This is a genomic window from Dehalococcoides mccartyi, assembly GCF_001889305.1.
Taxonomy (GTDB): Bacteria; Chloroflexota; Dehalococcoidia; order Dehalococcoidales; family Dehalococcoidaceae; genus Dehalococcoides; species Dehalococcoides mccartyi_A.
Map to the genome: position 1 here is coordinate 133,706 of NZ_CP013074.1, position 15,679 is coordinate 149,384.

At 49.0% G+C, this 15,679-nt stretch carries 19 protein-coding genes and 1 pseudogene; 5 read left to right on the plus strand and 15 right to left on the minus strand.

All coding sequences use genetic code 11. The features are described 5' to 3' along the window. Nucleotides 1-72: 72 nt before the first annotated feature. From ASJ33_RS08455 to ASJ33_RS08645, 9 genes and pseudogenes are all read right to left on the minus strand, one after another. Nucleotides 73-213 (minus strand): hypothetical protein, encoded by a 141-nt coding sequence (locus ASJ33_RS08455; protein ID WP_010935833.1) that lies wholly within the window; start codon nucleotides 211-213, stop codon nucleotides 73-75. 56 nt (nucleotides 214-269) lie between these two features. Continuing rightward, nucleotides 270-2,657, minus strand: coding sequence for a DNA internalization-related competence protein ComEC/Rec2 (locus tag ASJ33_RS00720; RefSeq protein ID WP_041330328.1), 2,388 nt, complete (start codon nucleotides 2,655-2,657; stop codon nucleotides 270-272). Continuing rightward, a complete protein-coding gene (locus tag ASJ33_RS00725; RefSeq protein ID WP_023651699.1) occupies nucleotides 2,654-3,154 on the minus strand; it encodes a helix-hairpin-helix domain-containing protein in 501 nt (166 codons plus the stop codon). Before ASJ33_RS00725 ends, ASJ33_RS00720 begins: the two co-directional genes overlap by 4 nt. A gap of 165 nt (nucleotides 3,155-3,319) precedes the next feature. After that, complete coding sequence (locus ASJ33_RS00730) at nucleotides 3,320-3,985, minus strand: potassium channel family protein (protein WP_041330329.1); 666 nt, start codon at nucleotides 3,983-3,985, stop codon at nucleotides 3,320-3,322. 4 nt (nucleotides 3,986-3,989) lie between these two features. Next, nucleotides 3,990-4,394 (minus strand): potassium channel family protein, encoded by a 405-nt coding sequence (locus ASJ33_RS00735; RefSeq protein WP_023651701.1) that lies wholly within the window; start codon nucleotides 4,392-4,394, stop codon nucleotides 3,990-3,992. Between the two features lie 3 nt (nucleotides 4,395-4,397). Then, nucleotides 4,398-4,826 (minus strand): universal stress protein, encoded by a 429-nt coding sequence (locus tag ASJ33_RS00740; protein ID WP_012881384.1) that lies wholly within the window; start codon nucleotides 4,824-4,826, stop codon nucleotides 4,398-4,400. 76 nt (nucleotides 4,827-4,902) lie between these two features. After that, complete coding sequence (locus tag ASJ33_RS00745; protein WP_041330331.1) at nucleotides 4,903-6,348, minus strand: TrkH family potassium uptake protein; 1,446 nt, start codon at nucleotides 6,346-6,348, stop codon at nucleotides 4,903-4,905. A 3-nt stretch (nucleotides 6,349-6,351) separates the two neighbouring features. After that, nucleotides 6,352-7,716 carry a Trk system potassium transporter TrkA gene (gene trkA, locus ASJ33_RS00750; RefSeq protein WP_012881386.1) on the minus strand — a complete coding sequence of 455 codons (1,365 nt, stop codon included), beginning with the start codon at nucleotides 7,714-7,716 and terminating at the stop codon, nucleotides 6,352-6,354. A gap of 322 nt (nucleotides 7,717-8,038) precedes the next feature. Next, nucleotides 8,039-8,271 (minus strand): annotated as a pseudogene (locus tag ASJ33_RS08645) (cation transporter); the annotation flags it as partial. A 143-nt stretch (nucleotides 8,272-8,414) separates the two neighbouring features. Here ASJ33_RS08645 and ASJ33_RS00760 point away from each other — a divergent pair. Continuing rightward, on the plus strand, nucleotides 8,415-9,044 hold the full coding sequence (locus tag ASJ33_RS00760) for a DUF47 domain-containing protein (protein ID WP_023651703.1): 630 nt from the start codon (nucleotides 8,415-8,417) through the stop codon (nucleotides 9,042-9,044). Further along, entirely contained in the window at nucleotides 9,037-10,038 is a 1,002-nt protein-coding gene (locus tag ASJ33_RS00765) for an inorganic phosphate transporter (RefSeq protein ID WP_023651704.1), read from the plus strand. Before ASJ33_RS00760 ends, ASJ33_RS00765 begins: the two co-directional genes overlap by 8 nt. On the opposite strand, the gene ASJ33_RS00770 is transcribed toward ASJ33_RS00765, so the two are convergent. Together ASJ33_RS00770 and ASJ33_RS00775 are read right to left on the minus strand one after the other, a co-directional pair. Then, nucleotides 10,035-10,652: a guanylate kinase gene (locus ASJ33_RS00770; RefSeq protein ID WP_023651705.1), complete on the minus strand. Its 618-nt coding sequence runs from the start codon at nucleotides 10,650-10,652 to the stop codon at nucleotides 10,035-10,037. The two genes, ASJ33_RS00765 and ASJ33_RS00770, sit on opposite strands and share 4 nt — an antisense overlap. Further along, nucleotides 10,633-10,923: a DUF370 domain-containing protein gene (locus ASJ33_RS00775; RefSeq protein WP_010935846.1), complete on the minus strand. Its 291-nt coding sequence runs from the start codon at nucleotides 10,921-10,923 to the stop codon at nucleotides 10,633-10,635. The genes ASJ33_RS00770 and ASJ33_RS00775 overlap by 20 nt, the downstream gene beginning before the upstream one ends. Before the next feature lie 208 nt (nucleotides 10,924-11,131). Between ASJ33_RS00775 and ASJ33_RS00780 the strand changes: the two genes are divergently transcribed. Both ASJ33_RS00780 and gltA read left to right on the plus strand, forming a co-directional pair. Next, nucleotides 11,132-11,980, plus strand: coding sequence for a sulfide/dihydroorotate dehydrogenase-like FAD/NAD-binding protein (locus tag ASJ33_RS00780; protein WP_041330332.1), 849 nt, complete (start codon nucleotides 11,132-11,134; stop codon nucleotides 11,978-11,980). Next, on the plus strand, nucleotides 11,973-13,370 hold the full coding sequence (gene gltA / locus ASJ33_RS00785; protein WP_041330333.1) for an NADPH-dependent glutamate synthase: 1,398 nt from the start codon (nucleotides 11,973-11,975) through the stop codon (nucleotides 13,368-13,370). Before ASJ33_RS00780 ends, gltA begins: the two co-directional genes overlap by 8 nt. Here the strand turns inward: gltA and ASJ33_RS00790 are convergent. From ASJ33_RS00790 to ASJ33_RS00805, 4 genes are all read right to left on the minus strand, one after another. Continuing rightward, entirely contained in the window at nucleotides 13,367-13,579 is a 213-nt protein-coding gene (locus tag ASJ33_RS00790; protein ID WP_041330334.1) for a hypothetical protein, read from the minus strand. The two genes, gltA and ASJ33_RS00790, sit on opposite strands and share 4 nt — an antisense overlap. Before the next feature lie 110 nt (nucleotides 13,580-13,689). Beyond that, on the minus strand, nucleotides 13,690-14,223 hold the full coding sequence (locus ASJ33_RS00795) for a nuclear transport factor 2 family protein (RefSeq protein ID WP_023651708.1): 534 nt from the start codon (nucleotides 14,221-14,223) through the stop codon (nucleotides 13,690-13,692). A gap of 70 nt (nucleotides 14,224-14,293) precedes the next feature. After that, nucleotides 14,294-14,902, minus strand: a complete 609-nt coding sequence (locus ASJ33_RS00800) for a class I SAM-dependent methyltransferase (protein ID WP_041330335.1) — start codon at nucleotides 14,900-14,902, stop codon at nucleotides 14,294-14,296. Nucleotides 14,903-14,912: 10 nt separating this feature from the next. After that, entirely contained in the window at nucleotides 14,913-15,107 is a 195-nt protein-coding gene (locus ASJ33_RS00805) for a superinfection immunity protein (protein WP_041330337.1), read from the minus strand. Nucleotides 15,108-15,248: 141 nt separating this feature from the next. On the opposite strand from ASJ33_RS00805, the gene ASJ33_RS00810 reads away from it, so the two are divergent. After that, nucleotides 15,249-15,620, plus strand: a complete 372-nt coding sequence (locus ASJ33_RS00810) for a metallopeptidase family protein (RefSeq protein ID WP_023651710.1) — start codon at nucleotides 15,249-15,251, stop codon at nucleotides 15,618-15,620. Nucleotides 15,621-15,679 lie beyond the last annotated feature (59 nt).

Consider the following 15,679-nt stretch of genomic DNA (forward strand, 5'->3'; position numbering starts at 1 on the left):
GCAGGGCGAACGTTCACCCTGCCATATAATAAACTTGCCCGCATGCAGGACAAGCAGACCAGGCTAAAGCGGTTATCTTAAGCCGTAATAGTCGGCCTGCAGGCTTGCACGGCTTCTGTTCCAGAGGTAGGCATATTTGGCCTTGGGGGGCATAAAAAGCCACTTGAACTGGAAAATGGTGCGTTCAATTTGCTCAGCAATTCTGTTAGCCATTTCATTTCTCCTTTCCGGTGTTCGTTACTTAATATAACGCAACGGGCAGGGAAAGGTTACGGCTGAAAAATATAAAGGCTTTGGCCGTCAGTGGCAAAATCCAGGCTGCCCCATATATCTGTGCTGTAGATACGGTTTTCGGCTATGACCAGGCTCAGGCGGGACAGGGTTTCGGGGTGGGGGTGTCCGTAGCGGTTGTCCGCACCAGCTGAAATCAGCCCGAAAACGGGCGATGTTACATTTAAAAACTCTGTACTGGAAGAATATTTTGAGCCATGGTGGGTTACCTTCAGCACAGTAGTATTCTCAAGCAGGCGGTTGGTTATTAGCTGGTATTCTGCGGGGGTTTCAATATCGGCACAAAAAAGGTAGTTTATCTGCCCGCAGCTTAAGGTCAGCACGGTGCTTTGGTTGTTGTCCCTATCCGCTTCTTTACTGAGTAACCCTTCAAACGGGCTTATTACTTCCAGAACCGCTTTGTTCGCCAGAGTTATCTGCATACCTGTTTCGGCAGTTCTGGCCGGAATAGCCTTTTCTTCAATCAGGTTTTGATAGTTTTGGTAAAGGGCGTCCTGACTTTGAGTTTGAGGCAGGAGTACCTCAGTTACGCTGTAACGTTCCAGCACTTCCAAAAGCCCGCTTAGGTGGTCTGAATCAGGGTGGGTCAGGATAACCATTTCTATATTGCGGTCAAAAAACGGCAGGTGTTTATCCAGTTCATTGCAGAGGGCTTGGGGGCTGGGGCCGCCGTCTATAAGTATATCCTGATTCTGGTACTGGATAAGTATGGCATCACCCTGCCCCACATTCAGAAAGTAAACGTGCATTTTCTGGTCAGCTGACGGGTTCAGGCCGAAAGAAAATACCAGCACCGGTACGGCCATGCCTGCCAGCACCCAGCGCAGTTTAATTGCCAAAGACGGGTTGGCATGTAGGCGGGCGGGGATTTTCAAAAAGTGTTTGTATGCCCGGTAAAGTACCACCAGCAGGAAATAGTAAATACCCATCAGTATTGCCCCCGGGCGGATACCGGCTAAGAGCATGCCCGGAAGTGAGGCGGTCAGGGATACTACTGTAAGCATATAGCGGCAGGGCAGCCAGGTCAGGTAGCCCATAAACACCGCCCCGGCCGGAAAGACCAGCCCCAGCAGGGCAGTTAGAAAAGACAGTACTATAATAAACGGCATGGCCGGCATGGCCAGCAAGGTAGCCACCGGCCCAATAAGGGATATATTTTCAAAATAATAAAGCAGCACCGGCCAGATACCGGCAATAGCGGCCAGGGAAACCCCCAGCCCGTCCAGCACTATACCCAGAGCTGTCCTGAGTATGCCTTCGGAAAGGCCGAAACGCTCTAGCAGCCTGAGGTTGAGTTCCTTTAGCACAGGGTAAACCAGTATCAGCCCCAGCATAGACATGAAACTGAGCTGGAACGAAACAGACCACAGGATGGAGTGTGAAAAGGCCACCATAACCGCTGCCGCCAGGCATAAGGCGGGCATGGCATTTTTCTGCCGCCCCAGCAGCTCGGCGGAAAGAAATATACTGGCCATAATCACTGCCCTGACTACCGGCGGGTCAAAACCGCTGAGCAGGGAGTACCCCCAGATAAGTATCAGGGTCAGGTATATATAAATATAGCCCCTTTTGCCCAGTACCCAGCCCAGAGCCGTAAGGAGTATGCCGGAGAGTATGCTTAAGTTAGCCCCGGATATAGCCAGCAGGTGGGTAGTGCCGGATATACTGAACTCTGTCTGGATATCTTCGGGTATGCCGCTTCTCTCACCCAGCAGTATTCCCTTAGCTAGCGAGGATTCAGGTTCGGGCATAGCTTTGCTAAGGCTGTCAGAGAGGCTCTGGCGAAAGCTGAATATAGCTGCCATTACCGGGTTTCCGTTCCCCTCTGACAGGAGGGTTATTTCAGGGTAGACCATGACCGAGTATATCTGCTGGTTTGCCAGATAGGCTTTGTAATCAAACCCTTCAAAGTTTTCCGGGGTTTTTAAATATCCGTTTATCTGAATTTCTTCGCCGTAGTTGTATTCGGAGTAGCTTGGCAGGGTCAGAAGGATATTTCCGGATACATTCTGCCAGCCGTACGTGGTTGCAATGCTGCTTACGTTCAGTACTATCAGGCTGGTGCGGTCACGGTTGTCAGGGTTTTCGGTTATTACGCCCTTAAGTTCCAGTTTACCGCTGTCATTATAGTAGCTCAGCTGGGAAGGGTCTGAATTGGTGTTAATCTGGCTGTCCGAAAGTAAAATCCCGCCGGAAAGTGCCAAAACACCCAGACTAAGGCCCAGCAGCAGGCGGTATCTTTTTCTAAAGATAAGCCAAAACCCGCCTAGCACTGCTGCCAGCATAATAAACGGCAAGACAGGCAAACCCAGGCGGCTTAAAGCCACCCCGCCAATTAGCCCCAGACTGATAAGGCTGATAATCACGGCATATCTGCCGTTTCAAAAACACATATCAGGTCTTTTATCTGGTCATAAAGGCTCTGGCTGAAGCCGGGAATCAGCATCAGTTCCAGAGTATTTTTAAAGCCCCCGTTTTGGTTGCGGTAGGTGATAATATCGTTTGCCCTTGCTTCGCCTATGCCTGGCAGGGCAACAAGCAGCCAGATTTCCGCCCGGTTCAGATCTATTTTCTGGGTTGAAGATACTGATGCAGGCGGATTGAAACTGAGGTAGATAGTTGTAAGCTCTGAGTTATCCATTAATCCGCCTGCGGCTTCAAGCAGGCTCTGAAGGGTATCCCGGGTGTTTCCGGGGTAAATACCCGGCAGCTTTATATTGCCCGAAATACTTATCTCAAGCTGGTTCTGGCTAATCTGGGAGGGAGTGTATACTTCAAGCGGTGCAGTTTCCGAACATCCCTGGGCGGTTATAAGTGAAAGGGCAAGTCCCAGTAGCAGAGCAAATTTTTTGGTTACCTTCATATGTCCTCCCGAAGCTGAAAAGAGATATAAATGTTTCTAGGCTATACCAAAAGGATTTGCCCGTCAATATATCCGGATAGAAAGCCGGAAAGGCCTGAGGTTGAAATTTGGGATGAACAAAAAAGCAAGGTTTGAAATGCTCAGAGCAGAAAAATGAGGGAGGCTTTAGGCGGTGGAGGTCAGGATATCACGTATCTCAGCTTCGTTAACAGCCGAAGTGACTATCATAAACTGGTCACCTGCCTGAATAGTGGTTTCGGGACGGGGCAGTATCGGCTTGCTGTCCTTGCGGACTATCAGAGAGATAATGGTTTGGGGTGGCAGTACCAGATCGTGTATCTGCTTGCCTACCGTTAAGGCATTTTCAGGTATGCGTATATCTATAATTTCAAGGTCTTTGCCGTGTAAGGTTAAGAGGTGGGTCATGGCATGGCTGGGAACTTCATGTTCAATATGCTCCAGGATAATATTGGTGGAATTTACAGTGGAGTCTACTCCCAACTGTTTGAAAACAGACTCGTTCTTGGGGTTTCTGACCCTAGCAATAGTGCGGGGCACATTAAACTTGTATTTGGCAACCTGACAGGCTACCAGATTGTCTTCGTCATCTCCGGTTACGGCAATAAGCAAATCAGCTCTGGAAGTACCGGCCTCGGTCAGAACAGCGGTTTCGCAGCCGTCACCGTGCAGGCAGACACTGCCCATTTCTTTGTTGATACCGTCACACAGGGAGGAGTTTTTTTCGATAAGAAGCACCTCGTGCCCGTCATTAAGGAGGGCTTTTAAAAGGTAATAACCCAAACGTCCGCCGCCAATTACTACAACATACATAGATTTATTCCTTGCCTTCTATCTTGTCTTTGAGCATTTGGGCGAAGATAGTGGTTGGGCTTATGGCATCCAGCCCAAGCAGGGTGTAAAGGTCACGGCGGAGGGGGTCATATATGCGGCATACCACTTTTGGTACGTTGAAAATCTTTTTGGCTATCTGGGCGGCCATAATATTGCGGTTGTCACCCTGAGTAACGGCTACAAAGGCATCTGCGGTTTCAATGCCCGCTTTCTTCAGGGATTCTTCATCCATGCCATTGCATAAAAGGGCTGTACCCTTGAAATCTGCCGGCAGGCGGCGGAAGCTATATGCGTCTACATCCAGCGAGATAACTTCGTTGCCTTCTTTATCCAGCATGGTGGCCAGCTGGGCGCCAACCCGCCCGCAACCCATTATGACTACTTTCATCTTCTACACCTTGCGCTGATGATAAACTATTACCCGGCAGGGAGCGTTTTGGAGTATATAGGGCAGTACATCGCCCATGCAAAACTCCCCGAAACGGGTTTTATAGCTAAGACCTATCAGTATAAGGTCTATTTCTTTTTCTACAGCTTCGTCAATAATGGCATTGGCTACTTCGCGTGCCTGAAGAAGGTCTGTTTCCAGTTTTACACCCTGTTTTTCAGCTATTTCTTCGGCTTTGGCCAAAATGCCTTCAGCCTTGGTTATGGCAGATGAAAGCTCGGCGTCGAGAGGTAAAGCCCGTTCAACCGGAATAATATGAACAGCAAATACCCTGGTTTTGCCGGAAACTTTGGATATAGTGCAGGCTAAGCTTATAGCCTCTTCGTCAGTTTCCGTGCCGTCTACAGGTACCAGTATACGTTCAAATTCCATAGTTTATCGGATAGCCCCTCATTTCCATAAAGTCCATTATAAACTGCAGTTTAATACTTTACAACTAAGGGGGTACTTAACGCCAGCGCCAGAAGGCCGGTACGAATAAAACCAGCAGGGTGAAAAGCTCTATTCTGCCCACCAGCATGGCTGTAAGCAGCACCACTTTGCCGATGCCGGGTATATCCGCATAGCTGGCCATGGGGCCGACAGTGCCCAGCGCCGGACCTATATTTCCCAAACAGGAGGTAATGCTGGATAGGGCGGTAACAAAGTCCAACCCTATAGCACTCATTATCAAAAAGCCTGCCCACAGGGTGGCAAAGTAGAGTATAGTCAGGCCTACCGAACGGGAGATAAGCTTGTCCGAAATAACATTACCGCCTATTTTAATTGGTATAACGGCGTTGGGGTTGAAGGTAAGCAGGATACGGCGGTAAGTGTATTTAAATAAAACCAGCAGCCGGATTACCTTGAGGCCGCCCCCGGTGGAACCGGCAGATGCGCCTACTACCATAAGCACCAGTAAAATAGCCTGCGAGAAGTGAGGCCACTGGGCGAAATCGGCGGTAGCAAACCCGGTGGTAGTCATAACCGAGGCTGTCTGGAAGCTCGCTTGGCGCAAGCCCTCAAAAATATTTATGCCGGCATTAGCTACCAAGTCCCAGTTTATAAGGAGTATGCAGCCTACCAGAATACCTATGTATAACTTGAACTCCGGGTTGCCGAAGAATTTGGCGGGACGGCCTTTCCAGAGCAGGTAGTAATAAAGTCCGAAGTTTACCCCGCTGGCTACCATGAAGAAAATGAGTATAAGCTCAACTGCCAGATTGTTATACACTCCGATACTGCTTACGGGTGCGAAACCGCCGGTAGGGGTAGTAGTCAGGATAATATTAAAGGCATCAAATCCAGGCAAGCCGGCAATCACAAGGGCTATAAAGCCGGCTACCGTAAAACCCAGATAAAGCAGCCACAATGTCCTTGCGGTATCACGGATACGTGAAGTCAGCCGTTCCTGCTGACCGGGTGTTTCGGCTTCCATAAGTTGGGAAGCACCGATACCCAGCATGGGCAATATGGTCACAAACAGCATGATAATGCCCAAGCCGCCTATCCATTGGGTCAGGGAACGCCAGACAAGTATGCCCTGAGGCAGGTTTTCTACATTGATAAATACACTGGCACCAGTGGTAGTCAGACCGCTCATAGCTTCAAAAATACAATCTATGACACTGGGCAGAACCCCTGAAATGATAAAGGGAAGCGAACCGAAAAGAGCGGCCATAATCCAGCTTCCGGCTACGATAGCCAGAGATTCACGCAGGCTGATACGCCTTTCGGTTATAGGGGTGAAACGCCACATCAGAAACCCGGCGCTAAGGGTAACTATAATGGAAATGCCGAATGCCAGCTGGTCCGGCCCTGCATTTATCAGACTGAAAATAAAGGGGATAAACATGAAGCCGCCCACGATGGCAACAACCAGCCCCAGGTAATGGAGAACGTTATTTATTTTCATGGCTTATTTAAACAGCTTCTCCACGTCATGCAGAACATTTAGCTGGGAGACAACAATAACATGGTCTCCGGCATGGATAACAGCTTCATCAGGAGGGATGATAACCTGATTGTTCTGGACAACCGCCCCTATGGTGGCTTCCTTGGGTATATCCAGCTGGTTAACCTTTTGGTTTATAATGCTGGCCTGCGGGCTGACTACAAATTCCACCGCTTCCAACTGGCCGCTTTCCAGCAATGCGGCGGCAATAGCTCCGCCGGAAAGTACAAAGTGGGCTATTTTGCGGGCGGTAATAATCGCCGGAGAACCGGCAACATCTATATCTACAGCTTCGGCCAGCGGTATATAGGAAGGTTTGTTGATAACGCTCAGGCTTCGGTCCACGCCCAGGTTTTTAGCTACCAGACAGCTTAAAATATTGAATTCGTCATTTTCGGTAGTGGCTACAAAGGCATCTGCTGAAGGTACGCCCTGTTCGGTCAGAAAATCCCGGTCGGTAGGGTCTCCCCTCAGGACCACTGCTTTTTCCAGCCGGATAGCGGCTTTCTGGCTTTTTTCCTCATCAGGTTCTATCAGCTTTACATCAACGTCATGGTCTGCCAGTCCTTCGGCTACCAGCAAACCTATCTGGCTGCCGCCCAGTATGAAAACGCTATGGGCAGGGCGTTGAATAGCGCTAAACATCCGTCCCAGATAATCCATATTGTCACGTTCGGCAACTAAGTAAAGAGCATCTTCATTTTCTAAAACCAGTTCAGGTTGGGGTACGAGGAGGGCTTCTTTACGGGCGATGGAAGCGACCACGCAGGGTTTAATAAAATTTAACTCACCAAGGGTTTTACCGGCCATGGGTGAGCCTTCAATAGTAAAGTTCCGTATCTGAACCAGACCGTTAGCCAGCTGTTCCACCGGAGTCGAATAAAAACTGGACAAAATACCCAGTATCTCACGGGCCATTTCAACTTCGGGATTTATAAATACATCTATCCCCAGTGACTTGGGGCGGATAATCCGTCTGGCAGACAGGGTGGACTTGGCGGGAGGTATAAAATAACCGGTGTATTCGGAATTGCGGATTCGGGCGGCTGTAGTGGCGGCACCCATCTCTTTGGCAATGAAGCAGATAACCATATTGGTTTCGTCACGGTCTGTTACCGCTAAAACCAGATCTGCCCTTTGAACCTCGGCATCACGCAGTATGCGGGGAATGGCGGCATTGCCGAAAATAGTTTTAATGTCCAGCTGCCGGTTAAGGTATTCAACAGCTGTTTCAGACTGTTCAATAACTACCACTTCGTGGTCTTCTACGACCAGCATGGAGGCTATATTAAAACCTACCGTGCCGCCGCCGGCAATCACAATATACATTTTCTAGTCTCGCTGTTTGCTTATAGAGTTTCTGAATTGTTTCAGATGGCTTATAAGCGAACTAATCCGGCTTTTCTGTTTTCTCTCCACCCGGAAAACCTGATGATGACAATGTTCACGGCGAGAGATGGGTTTAAGTATTTCTTCTTTTAGCATATTCTCAAAAATATATTTCTATAATGGCACCTAGGTTACCTAATGGTCAAGTGTATTTTTCAGGCTTAGGCATTTTAGGCAGTTGCAGGGCTGCTGTCAAATAATAGATATTTTCAGCTTTGAGTGACATTTTAATGGTGTTTATGAGAATGAGGTTGCTGATATATTTCCAATTGGCAGGGCGTTTTGCCTGCATTAAAGCAAAATAACTCAGGGAAAGGGCTAATACATCCGTCAGGACATTTCCGGCATCGCTTAGCAGAGCTAAACTGTTAGATGCCAGCCCTCCGATAAATTCGGCGAAGAGGATAATGCTGGAAAAATAATTCCCAGTCTCAGCTTATTACTGACCGGCATGGGGTTTTCAGAGGCAATTTTATTACTTGAGATGAAGGGCATAAGTCAATAATAGCAGAATTATTATAAACCTTAGTGTTGGCGGGATTTGAGCTTTTTCTTGATTTTGACCACCCAAGACCCTATCATATATATCGTAATGAAAGAAAAAATAAATGAGATGCCGTGTTGGCATAGGAGGACAGTTGCCTAAAATCAGTATTATTCCAAGGGAGGAAAAGTTCTTTGACTTGCTTGAGATGAGTGCAAAGAACATGGTAAGTACTGCCCATGAATTAGACGAATTGGTTAATAACTGGGTAGATGTGGATGACAAAGTTGCCCGTATAGCAGATTTGGAACACGAGGGTGACAGTATTGCCCACCAGATTATAAACCTTCTCCACCGAACATTTGTTACCCCTTTTGACCGCGAAGATATTGCTTTGCTTGCTCACACTATGGATGATGTTACCGACTTTATTCATTCGGCAGCGGATTTCATGTTTATTTACAAAACCGGGCGTCCCGGTGAACGTGCCAAAGAATTAGCTGGCATTATTGTGCTGGCAGCCAAGGAAGTTTCACTGGCTGTGCCGCATCTTAGGTACAAGTCTGAGATGAAGCAGGTTATTGCCCATTGCGTAGAGATAAACCGCTTGGAAAATATGGCGGATGTGGCTTTCAGGGCAGCTTTGGGAGAGCTTTTCACGGATTCAAAGGACATGGCAAACATTATCAAGTGGCGTGAGATATTTGAACATATGGAAACGGCCACTGACAGGTGTGAAGATGTAGCCAATGTTCTTGAGGGGGTTGCTCTGAAGAATGCCTGATGCCTCGTTTATTCCTTATCTTCTTATTATTCTTTTAGCTATAGGCTTTGCTTTTGTAAACGGTACTAATGATACGGCCAATGCTATTGCCACTGTGGTAGGTACGCGTGTTTTGTCTCCACGCAAAGCCATAATAATGGCAGCGCTTGCCAATCTTGTGGGTGTTTTTACCGGTACGGCTGTTGCCCGGACTATCGGCAAAGGCATACTGGGGCCTGAGTCACTTACCTACGAAACAGTTATTGCCGGACTTGTAGCCGCAGTCATTTGGTCTACTGTGGCTACTCGCAAAGGTCTCCCGGTCAGCCTGACGCACTGTCTGGTGGCTGGTCTAGCCATGGCCGGGGTTGCTATGGCCGGGGTTGGGGCGGTAGATTGGGGCATTCTTTTAAAAATTATTGCAGCTGTGGGTATTGCCCCCATTATGGGTATGGCAGGTGGTTACCTGCTTATGGTTGCTCTGCTCTGGATATTCAGGCGGAGTGTTCCCTCCAAGACGCATGGCCTTTTTTCTCATCTGCAGATATTTTCAGCCGCTTTTATGGCTTTCAGCCACGGGCGGAGTGACGGACAGATGCCGATGGGTATTATTGCACTGGGCACGGTGCTTTATACCGGCAATGCCGGTCTCTGGGATGCGATACCTCTTTGGATTATTGTTCTTTCGGCTTTGTCCATAAGCGCCGGAACGGCTATTGGCGGCTGGAGGGTTATCCAGACAGTAGGTGTGCGGATGACCAATTTGCGGCCAATAAACGGGTTTGCGGCTGAAACTGCTGCTGCTACCGTTATCCAGATAGCCGCTTCAATCGGCATTCCTGTTTCCAGCACCCATGCCATTTCTTCGGCTATCATGGGGGTGGGAGCTACCCGCAGGCTTTCAGCAGTGCGCTGGGGTGTGGCGGGAAATATAGTGGGAGCATGGCTGCTCACCTTTCCTATTTGCGGCGCTTTAGGCTTTCTGGTAGCCGGTTTGTTTAAGCTTGTGTTCTAGAGTTCAATAGAACGGGGATGTATGCGGCAGTGTTCGGCTGCAATAATAGACATAATTTCCCGGACAGCATTATCAATCTCCCCCTCTGGGTTGACTACCACGTAGTCAAAGTCGGGGAGTTTTTCTATTTCAAGCGGGGCTGTAGCCAGCCGCCGCTTGAGGGATTCGGGTGACTCCGTCAGGCGTTGTTCCAGACGGCGGGTAAGCTCTTCCATATCCGGGGGCATCAGGAAAATAAATACCGCATTCGGGACTATTTTTTTAATGCTGGCCGCACCCTGTACGTCCACCTTTACAATAACGTCAAAACCGCGGGATAAAGCCTGCCTGATAGGTGCTTTGGGTACACCGTAAAAATTTCCGTATACATTCGCCCATTCCAGCAATTCATTCTGCCCGATAAGCTGCTGGAACTCCGAAGGTTTGATAAAATTATAGTCAACTCCCTCAGTTTCGGTTTCCCGTTTGGGGCGGGTGGTAGTAGTGACAACATAAGTCAGAGGCAGTTTACGTTCTTTCATGCGGGCCAGAACTGCATCTTTGCCTACGCCGGAAGGACCGGAAACAACTAACAGCAGGGGTTTTTCAGCCTTATTAAAGTTCCAGTTTGTCATCAACCAGCTCAGGCTTTACCGCACCGCCGCGGCTAATAGAAAGGCGTCCGGTAATGGTTTCAGGGGCAAGCGCCGCCAGTACGATATGCCCGCTGTCAGTAAATATAACCGCCTTGGTCTTGCGGCCGTTGGTCATGTCTATTAAAAAGCCTTTAGTCCGGCTTTCCTGTATAATACGTTTAATAGGGGCGGAACTGGGCGGGGAAATGGCAATAACCCTGTTCATGGCCAGAATATTGCCGAAGCCGATATGGACAAGTTCAATAAACATGCTATTTCCTTAATGCTTAATAAGGCAACCAGAGGTAAAACGCTTAATATATTATAACTTTATCAAGCTAAATTCAACTGGGTCTGGTTTGAAGTAAGGCGTCATTTAATGATAAATTATCATAGGTTTTTATATTTACCTGTAAATCGGCACTAATACTCATAGATGCTTCTGGGTTTTGTCCAGCGGTATACTGGCAAGGAGAGGTATGTATACGATTGTTGAGCGGCAGGATTTGTTGCCCAAGGTACACTTGCTGAAGATACAGGCACCTAAAGTAGCGGCTGCGGCTGCTGCCGGACAATTTGTGATTTTAAGGATTGATGCTGAGGGAGAGCGTTTCCCTCTGACTATTGCGGACTGGGACGTTAAGGCGGGCACGGTTACGGTTATTTACATGGAGATAGGGGCATCCACCCGCAAGCTGGCCAAACTGGGTGCTGGTGATGCCATACTGGATTTTGCAGGCCCTCTGGGCAAACCTACCGAGATTGAAAATTTCGGGACAGTGGTCTGCGTAAGCGGCGGCTTTGCCATGGCTACTATTGTACCCATTGCCAGGGCTATGAAAGAAGCGGGCAACCGGGTGATAAGTGTGGTGGGTGCCAGAAGCAAAGATTTGTTTTTCTGGCATGACCGCCTGGAAAAATATTCGGACGAAATGATAGTCTGCACTGATGACGGTTCTGCCGGTATCAAGGGGGTTGTTACCGAACCCCTGCGTGACCTCCTTGCCTCCAGTACTAAAGTGGACCGGGTAATAGTGATAGGCCCCAGTGTCATGATGAAATTCTGCTCAAAAACCACTCAGCCTTTCGGGGTTAAAACTATTGTGAGCCTAAACCCCATAATGATAGACGGAACGGGTATGTGCGGCTGTTGCCGGGTAAGCCTGGACGGGCAGACCCGTTTTGCCTGTGTGGACGGGCCGGAGTTTGACGGACACAAGGTAGACTGGGATGGGCTGCTGGTACGCCAGAAATCTTACGTGGCCGAAGAGGCTGTGGCCGCCGAGAGATGCCGCTGTAAGGAAGAGGGGTGCGGAAGCCATGGCTAAAGCTGGATTGAACAGAATGGATATGCCTAAACAGGCAGTTAGCGACCGTATTCAAAATTTTTCCGAAGTGGCCACCGGCTACACCCCGGCTGATGCCCATACTGAAGCTGCCCGCTGTTTGCAGTGCAAAAAGCGTTACTGCGTAGAGGGTTGTCCGGTGAATATAGATATTCCGGAATTTATTTTGGCTTTGCGGGATGGGGATATGCCTGAAGCTGCCCGTATACTTAAAAAGACCAACAGTTTACCGGGGGTCTGCGGCAGGGTATGTCCCCAGGAAACCCAGTGCGAACAGGCCTGCATACTAAATAAAAAAGAAGCCTCCATAGCTATAGGCCGTCTAGAGCGTTTTGTGGCTGACTGGGAACGTGAACATTCGGCTGAAGTTAATTTGCCTAAGAGCCTTAAACCAAAGAGCGGTAAAAAGGCGGCGGTGGTGGGTGCAGGCCCGGCCGGACTTACGGCGGCGGCTGAGCTTGCCCGTTTAGGGCATGATGTTACCATGTTAGAATCTCTGCATACGGCAGGCGGGGTGCTGATGTACGGCATACCCGAATTCCGTTTGCCCAAAAACATAGTGCAGGGTGAGATAGAATACGTAAAATCTTTGGGAGTAAAGCTGGAGTTAAACTCGGTGGCAGGGCGGCTGTTTTCTCTGGATGACCTTTTTAAGCAGGGATTTCAGGCTGTTTTTCTGGCAACCGGGGCAGGCTTGCCCCTTTTCCTGAATGTACAAGGTGAAAACCTAAGCGGGGTATATTCGGCTAACGAATTTTTGACCAGAGTCAACCTGATGAAGGCTTATAATTTTCCATCCTCAGATACGCCGGTTAAAAAGGGCAAAAAGGTGGCGGTGATTGGCGGCGGAAACGTGGCCATGGATGCCGCCCGCTGTGCCTTGCGTCTGGGGGCGGAAGAGGTAAGTATCATCTACCGCCGTTCGGAGCTGGAACTGCCGGCCCGCAAAGAGGAAGTGGACAATGCCCGCGAAGAGGGTATCAAATTTCATTTTCTGACCAGCCCTGTCCGCTTTTTGGCTAACGAACAGGGGCAGGTGCGGGCTATGGACTGCCAAAAAATGGAGCTTGGCGAACCTGACGCCAGCGGCCGTCGCCGTCCTATACCGGTGGATGGCAGTGAATTTGAAATGGATATAGATTTGGCCGTTATTGCCTTGGGTACACGCCCCAATCCACTGGTCATGCAGTCCGCCCCGGATTTGCAGGTAAACTCAAACGGTACTGTTCTGGCTGATATAAACGGACAGACTTCGCACCGGGCAGTTTGGGCCGGCGGAGATATCGTAACTGGCTCTGATACTGTTATAAGTGCTATGGGAGCGGCCAAACGTTCAGCGGTTGTTATAGACGAATATCTCAGAAGCCTTTAATTCCGGCGGCTCAGCAGTAACATAATAAATATTACCAGTACCCACTTCCAGACATACTCCAAAGGGTCAGATGTAAGTTTGATTACCAGACTCAGGTTTTGGTCAAGTGAGGCTGTAATCTGGCTGATAAAGCTGTGCCAGGCCGGTATAAAGCACAGCACCAGCATGGCAAATACATAACAGAGCAGGGCAGAGCGAAACACGTTCATACCCCAACCGCCTTTCTTTCGGGCAGAGGCTGTCTGCCTGTCTGCCGTACCGTTTTAAAGAAAAACCCCCGCCTTTGTGACGAGGGTTTGATTTGTCCACAAAGGTTGGTTTACATATAGTTCCATTCGGGAGGGGCATCTTCGCCCTGTTCGGGTTTTGCAGCTTCATTTTCAGCTGCGGGTTTTGGTTCTTCGGCCGGCTTTTCGGCTTCAGGCTGGGGGGGAGGTCCTTCGGGGAATTCAAGTTCCGTAGGAGCAGACAAATGCATACCGCTCCAATGCCAACCGTTGTCTGCCTTTTCCATAACTCCGCTTAAGTAAAAATCAAAATCCTTCTGGTTTTCCCCGTTTTTACAGGTATAGGTTACATGGGTATCCAGCCAGGCAACCGGGCCGTTGCCTTTGATAGTAGTAAACCCATATTTAAATTTTACCGGAGTGGCTTTGTCCAACAAGGTTTGCATCCAGCGTTTAAAACCATTCTGCCCAAGGCCGACATTGTCAGGGCAGGGCCCCACGGTGAGTACATTGGGTTCGCTTTCTACCAGTGCTACCAGTGCTTCCATGTCTTTGGTTTCAATGGCTTCTTTCATGGCATCCAGTACCTGGTTAATCTCTTTGCGGACTTCGGGGTCTATCTTCATGTTAAGTCTCCTTGGATATTATACGGCTCTGATACTCGGCCATTATTTTTATAGCATTTGACTGTTTCTGTCAACTGATTTTAGCTTTGGTAACTGTTAACAGACCATAACTGATAGATTGGGTATCTTCGGTTTTGATATTCAGTTTTTCAAGCAGGGCGGGCACGCCGCCGTTTTTCAGATAGTGGCGGAAATTACGGTAGTGGTCGCCGCCGGCTATACGTTCTATAGTTCTTATCACCCAGCCGGGAAAACTGGCCGGTAGGGGGCAGGTGTAGTCAGCTATCAGTATATAACCTTCGGGTTTGACCACCCGTTTCATCTCAGCCAGTATCTCCATGCGGGTTTGGGCGGGTTTGTCATGGAGTGCCAGTGTGGTAGAAGTATAATCAAAGCTGGCATCTGTAAATGGCAGGTGGCGGGCATCTGCCTCGGTAAAATAACTGGCCGCGGGTGGGGCAGGGTCATAAAGGCGGCGGGAGAGACTCAGCATATCAGGGCTGAGGTCCAACCCAAAACCTAAAATACCCCGTCTGCGGTATTCGCCTACCTGGGCACCCGAACCGGAACAAACGTCCAGCACCCGTTCGCCCGGTTTTATGCCGCCGAATTCGAGTATAAAACGTCTCACGCCCCGCAGAAAAGGGTCTATGACAGTTGAGTAGTTTATTCCCAACATAACGCAGGGGCTACTTTTTTACTGACCAGACCAGGGCGATTACCCAGCCGATAAAAGTCCAGCCGAGGAGGAAATTCAGCAGGAAGATGGCCAGAGTATTGCGGCGGTGATTGGCTAGGGAGATTATGGTAGGCAGGAAATAAAATGCCAGACTGATTGCAAAAGAGATAAGCCCGAAAATTCCGCCAAAGAAAAAATCAAACACTTTAATACTCCTTGATAATTTAAAATAGTTATTATGAAAAGATTAGCCTAAAGAAGGGTTATTTACAAGACAGGGGGCAGCTTTTGACCGGAGCGGCGTTTCGGGCTGTTATTTCGGTTGAGTTCGGGATATTATAAAAATATGGATACTGAACAGTTTAAGCACATAGTAGCCGAAGCAGTGGATAGCCTGCCGGAGGAATTTTTAGAGTTGCTGGATAATGTTGAAATAATGGTGGCTGACCGCCCCAGCCGTATCCAGCGCCGTAATCTGGATATGCACCGGGGTGAAGAGCTGCTGGGACTTTACGAGGGCGTTCCCCTGACCGAACGCCATGCCTCTTATGGTATGGTTACCCCTGACCGCATTACTATATTCCGGCTAGCCATACTGGATATGGTTAAGACTGAAGAAGACATAAAAAATGAAGTCCGGCGGGTGGTCAAGCACGAAGTTGCCCACCACTTCGGCATAAGTGACGAACGGCTGGAGGAAATGGGCGGCCCGGTTTAGGTTTCAGCCGTTTTTTAATATGATAGTGCGGTGAAGATCTGCCCGGCGAAGTGTTTTTA

Bases quoted from the DNA above. Each gene is read 5' to 3' on its own strand.
- ASJ33_RS08455 (WP_010935833.1), bottom strand. From the start codon at position 213: ATGGCTAACAGAATTGCTGAGCAAATTGAACGCACCATTTTCCAGTTC.
- ASJ33_RS00725 (WP_023651699.1), bottom strand. From the start codon at position 3,154: ATGAAGGTAACCAAAAAATTTGCTCTGCTACTGGGACTTGCCCTTTCA.
- ASJ33_RS00730 (WP_041330329.1), bottom strand. From the start codon at position 3,985: ATGTATGTTGTAGTAATTGGCGGCGGACGTTTGGGTTATTACCTTTTA.
- ASJ33_RS00735 (WP_023651701.1), bottom strand. From the start codon at position 4,394: ATGAAAGTAGTCATAATGGGTTGCGGGCGGGTTGGCGCCCAGCTGGCC.
- ASJ33_RS00740 (WP_012881384.1), bottom strand. From the start codon at position 4,826: ATGGAATTTGAACGTATACTGGTACCTGTAGACGGCACGGAAACTGAC.
- ASJ33_RS00745 (WP_041330331.1), bottom strand. From the start codon at position 6,348: ATGAAAATAAATAACGTTCTCCATTACCTGGGGCTGGTTGTTGCCATC.
- trkA (WP_012881386.1), bottom strand. From the start codon at position 7,716: ATGTATATTGTGATTGCCGGCGGCGGCACGGTAGGTTTTAATATAGCC.
- ASJ33_RS00765 (WP_023651704.1), top strand. From the start codon at position 9,037: ATGCCTGATGCCTCGTTTATTCCTTATCTTCTTATTATTCTTTTAGCT.
- ASJ33_RS00770 (WP_023651705.1), bottom strand. From the start codon at position 10,652: ATGACAAACTGGAACTTTAATAAGGCTGAAAAACCCCTGCTGTTAGTT.
- ASJ33_RS00775 (WP_010935846.1), bottom strand. From the start codon at position 10,923: ATGTTTATTGAACTTGTCCATATCGGCTTCGGCAATATTCTGGCCATG.
- ASJ33_RS00780 (WP_041330332.1), top strand. From the start codon at position 11,132: ATGTATACGATTGTTGAGCGGCAGGATTTGTTGCCCAAGGTACACTTG.
- gltA (WP_041330333.1), top strand. From the start codon at position 11,973: ATGGCTAAAGCTGGATTGAACAGAATGGATATGCCTAAACAGGCAGTT.
- ASJ33_RS00790 (WP_041330334.1), bottom strand. From the start codon at position 13,579: ATGAACGTGTTTCGCTCTGCCCTGCTCTGTTATGTATTTGCCATGCTG.
- ASJ33_RS00795 (WP_023651708.1), bottom strand. From the start codon at position 14,223: ATGAAGATAGACCCCGAAGTCCGCAAAGAGATTAACCAGGTACTGGAT.
- ASJ33_RS00800 (WP_041330335.1), bottom strand. From the start codon at position 14,902: ATGTTGGGAATAAACTACTCAACTGTCATAGACCCTTTTCTGCGGGGC.
- ASJ33_RS00810 (WP_023651710.1), top strand. From the start codon at position 15,249: ATGGATACTGAACAGTTTAAGCACATAGTAGCCGAAGCAGTGGATAGC.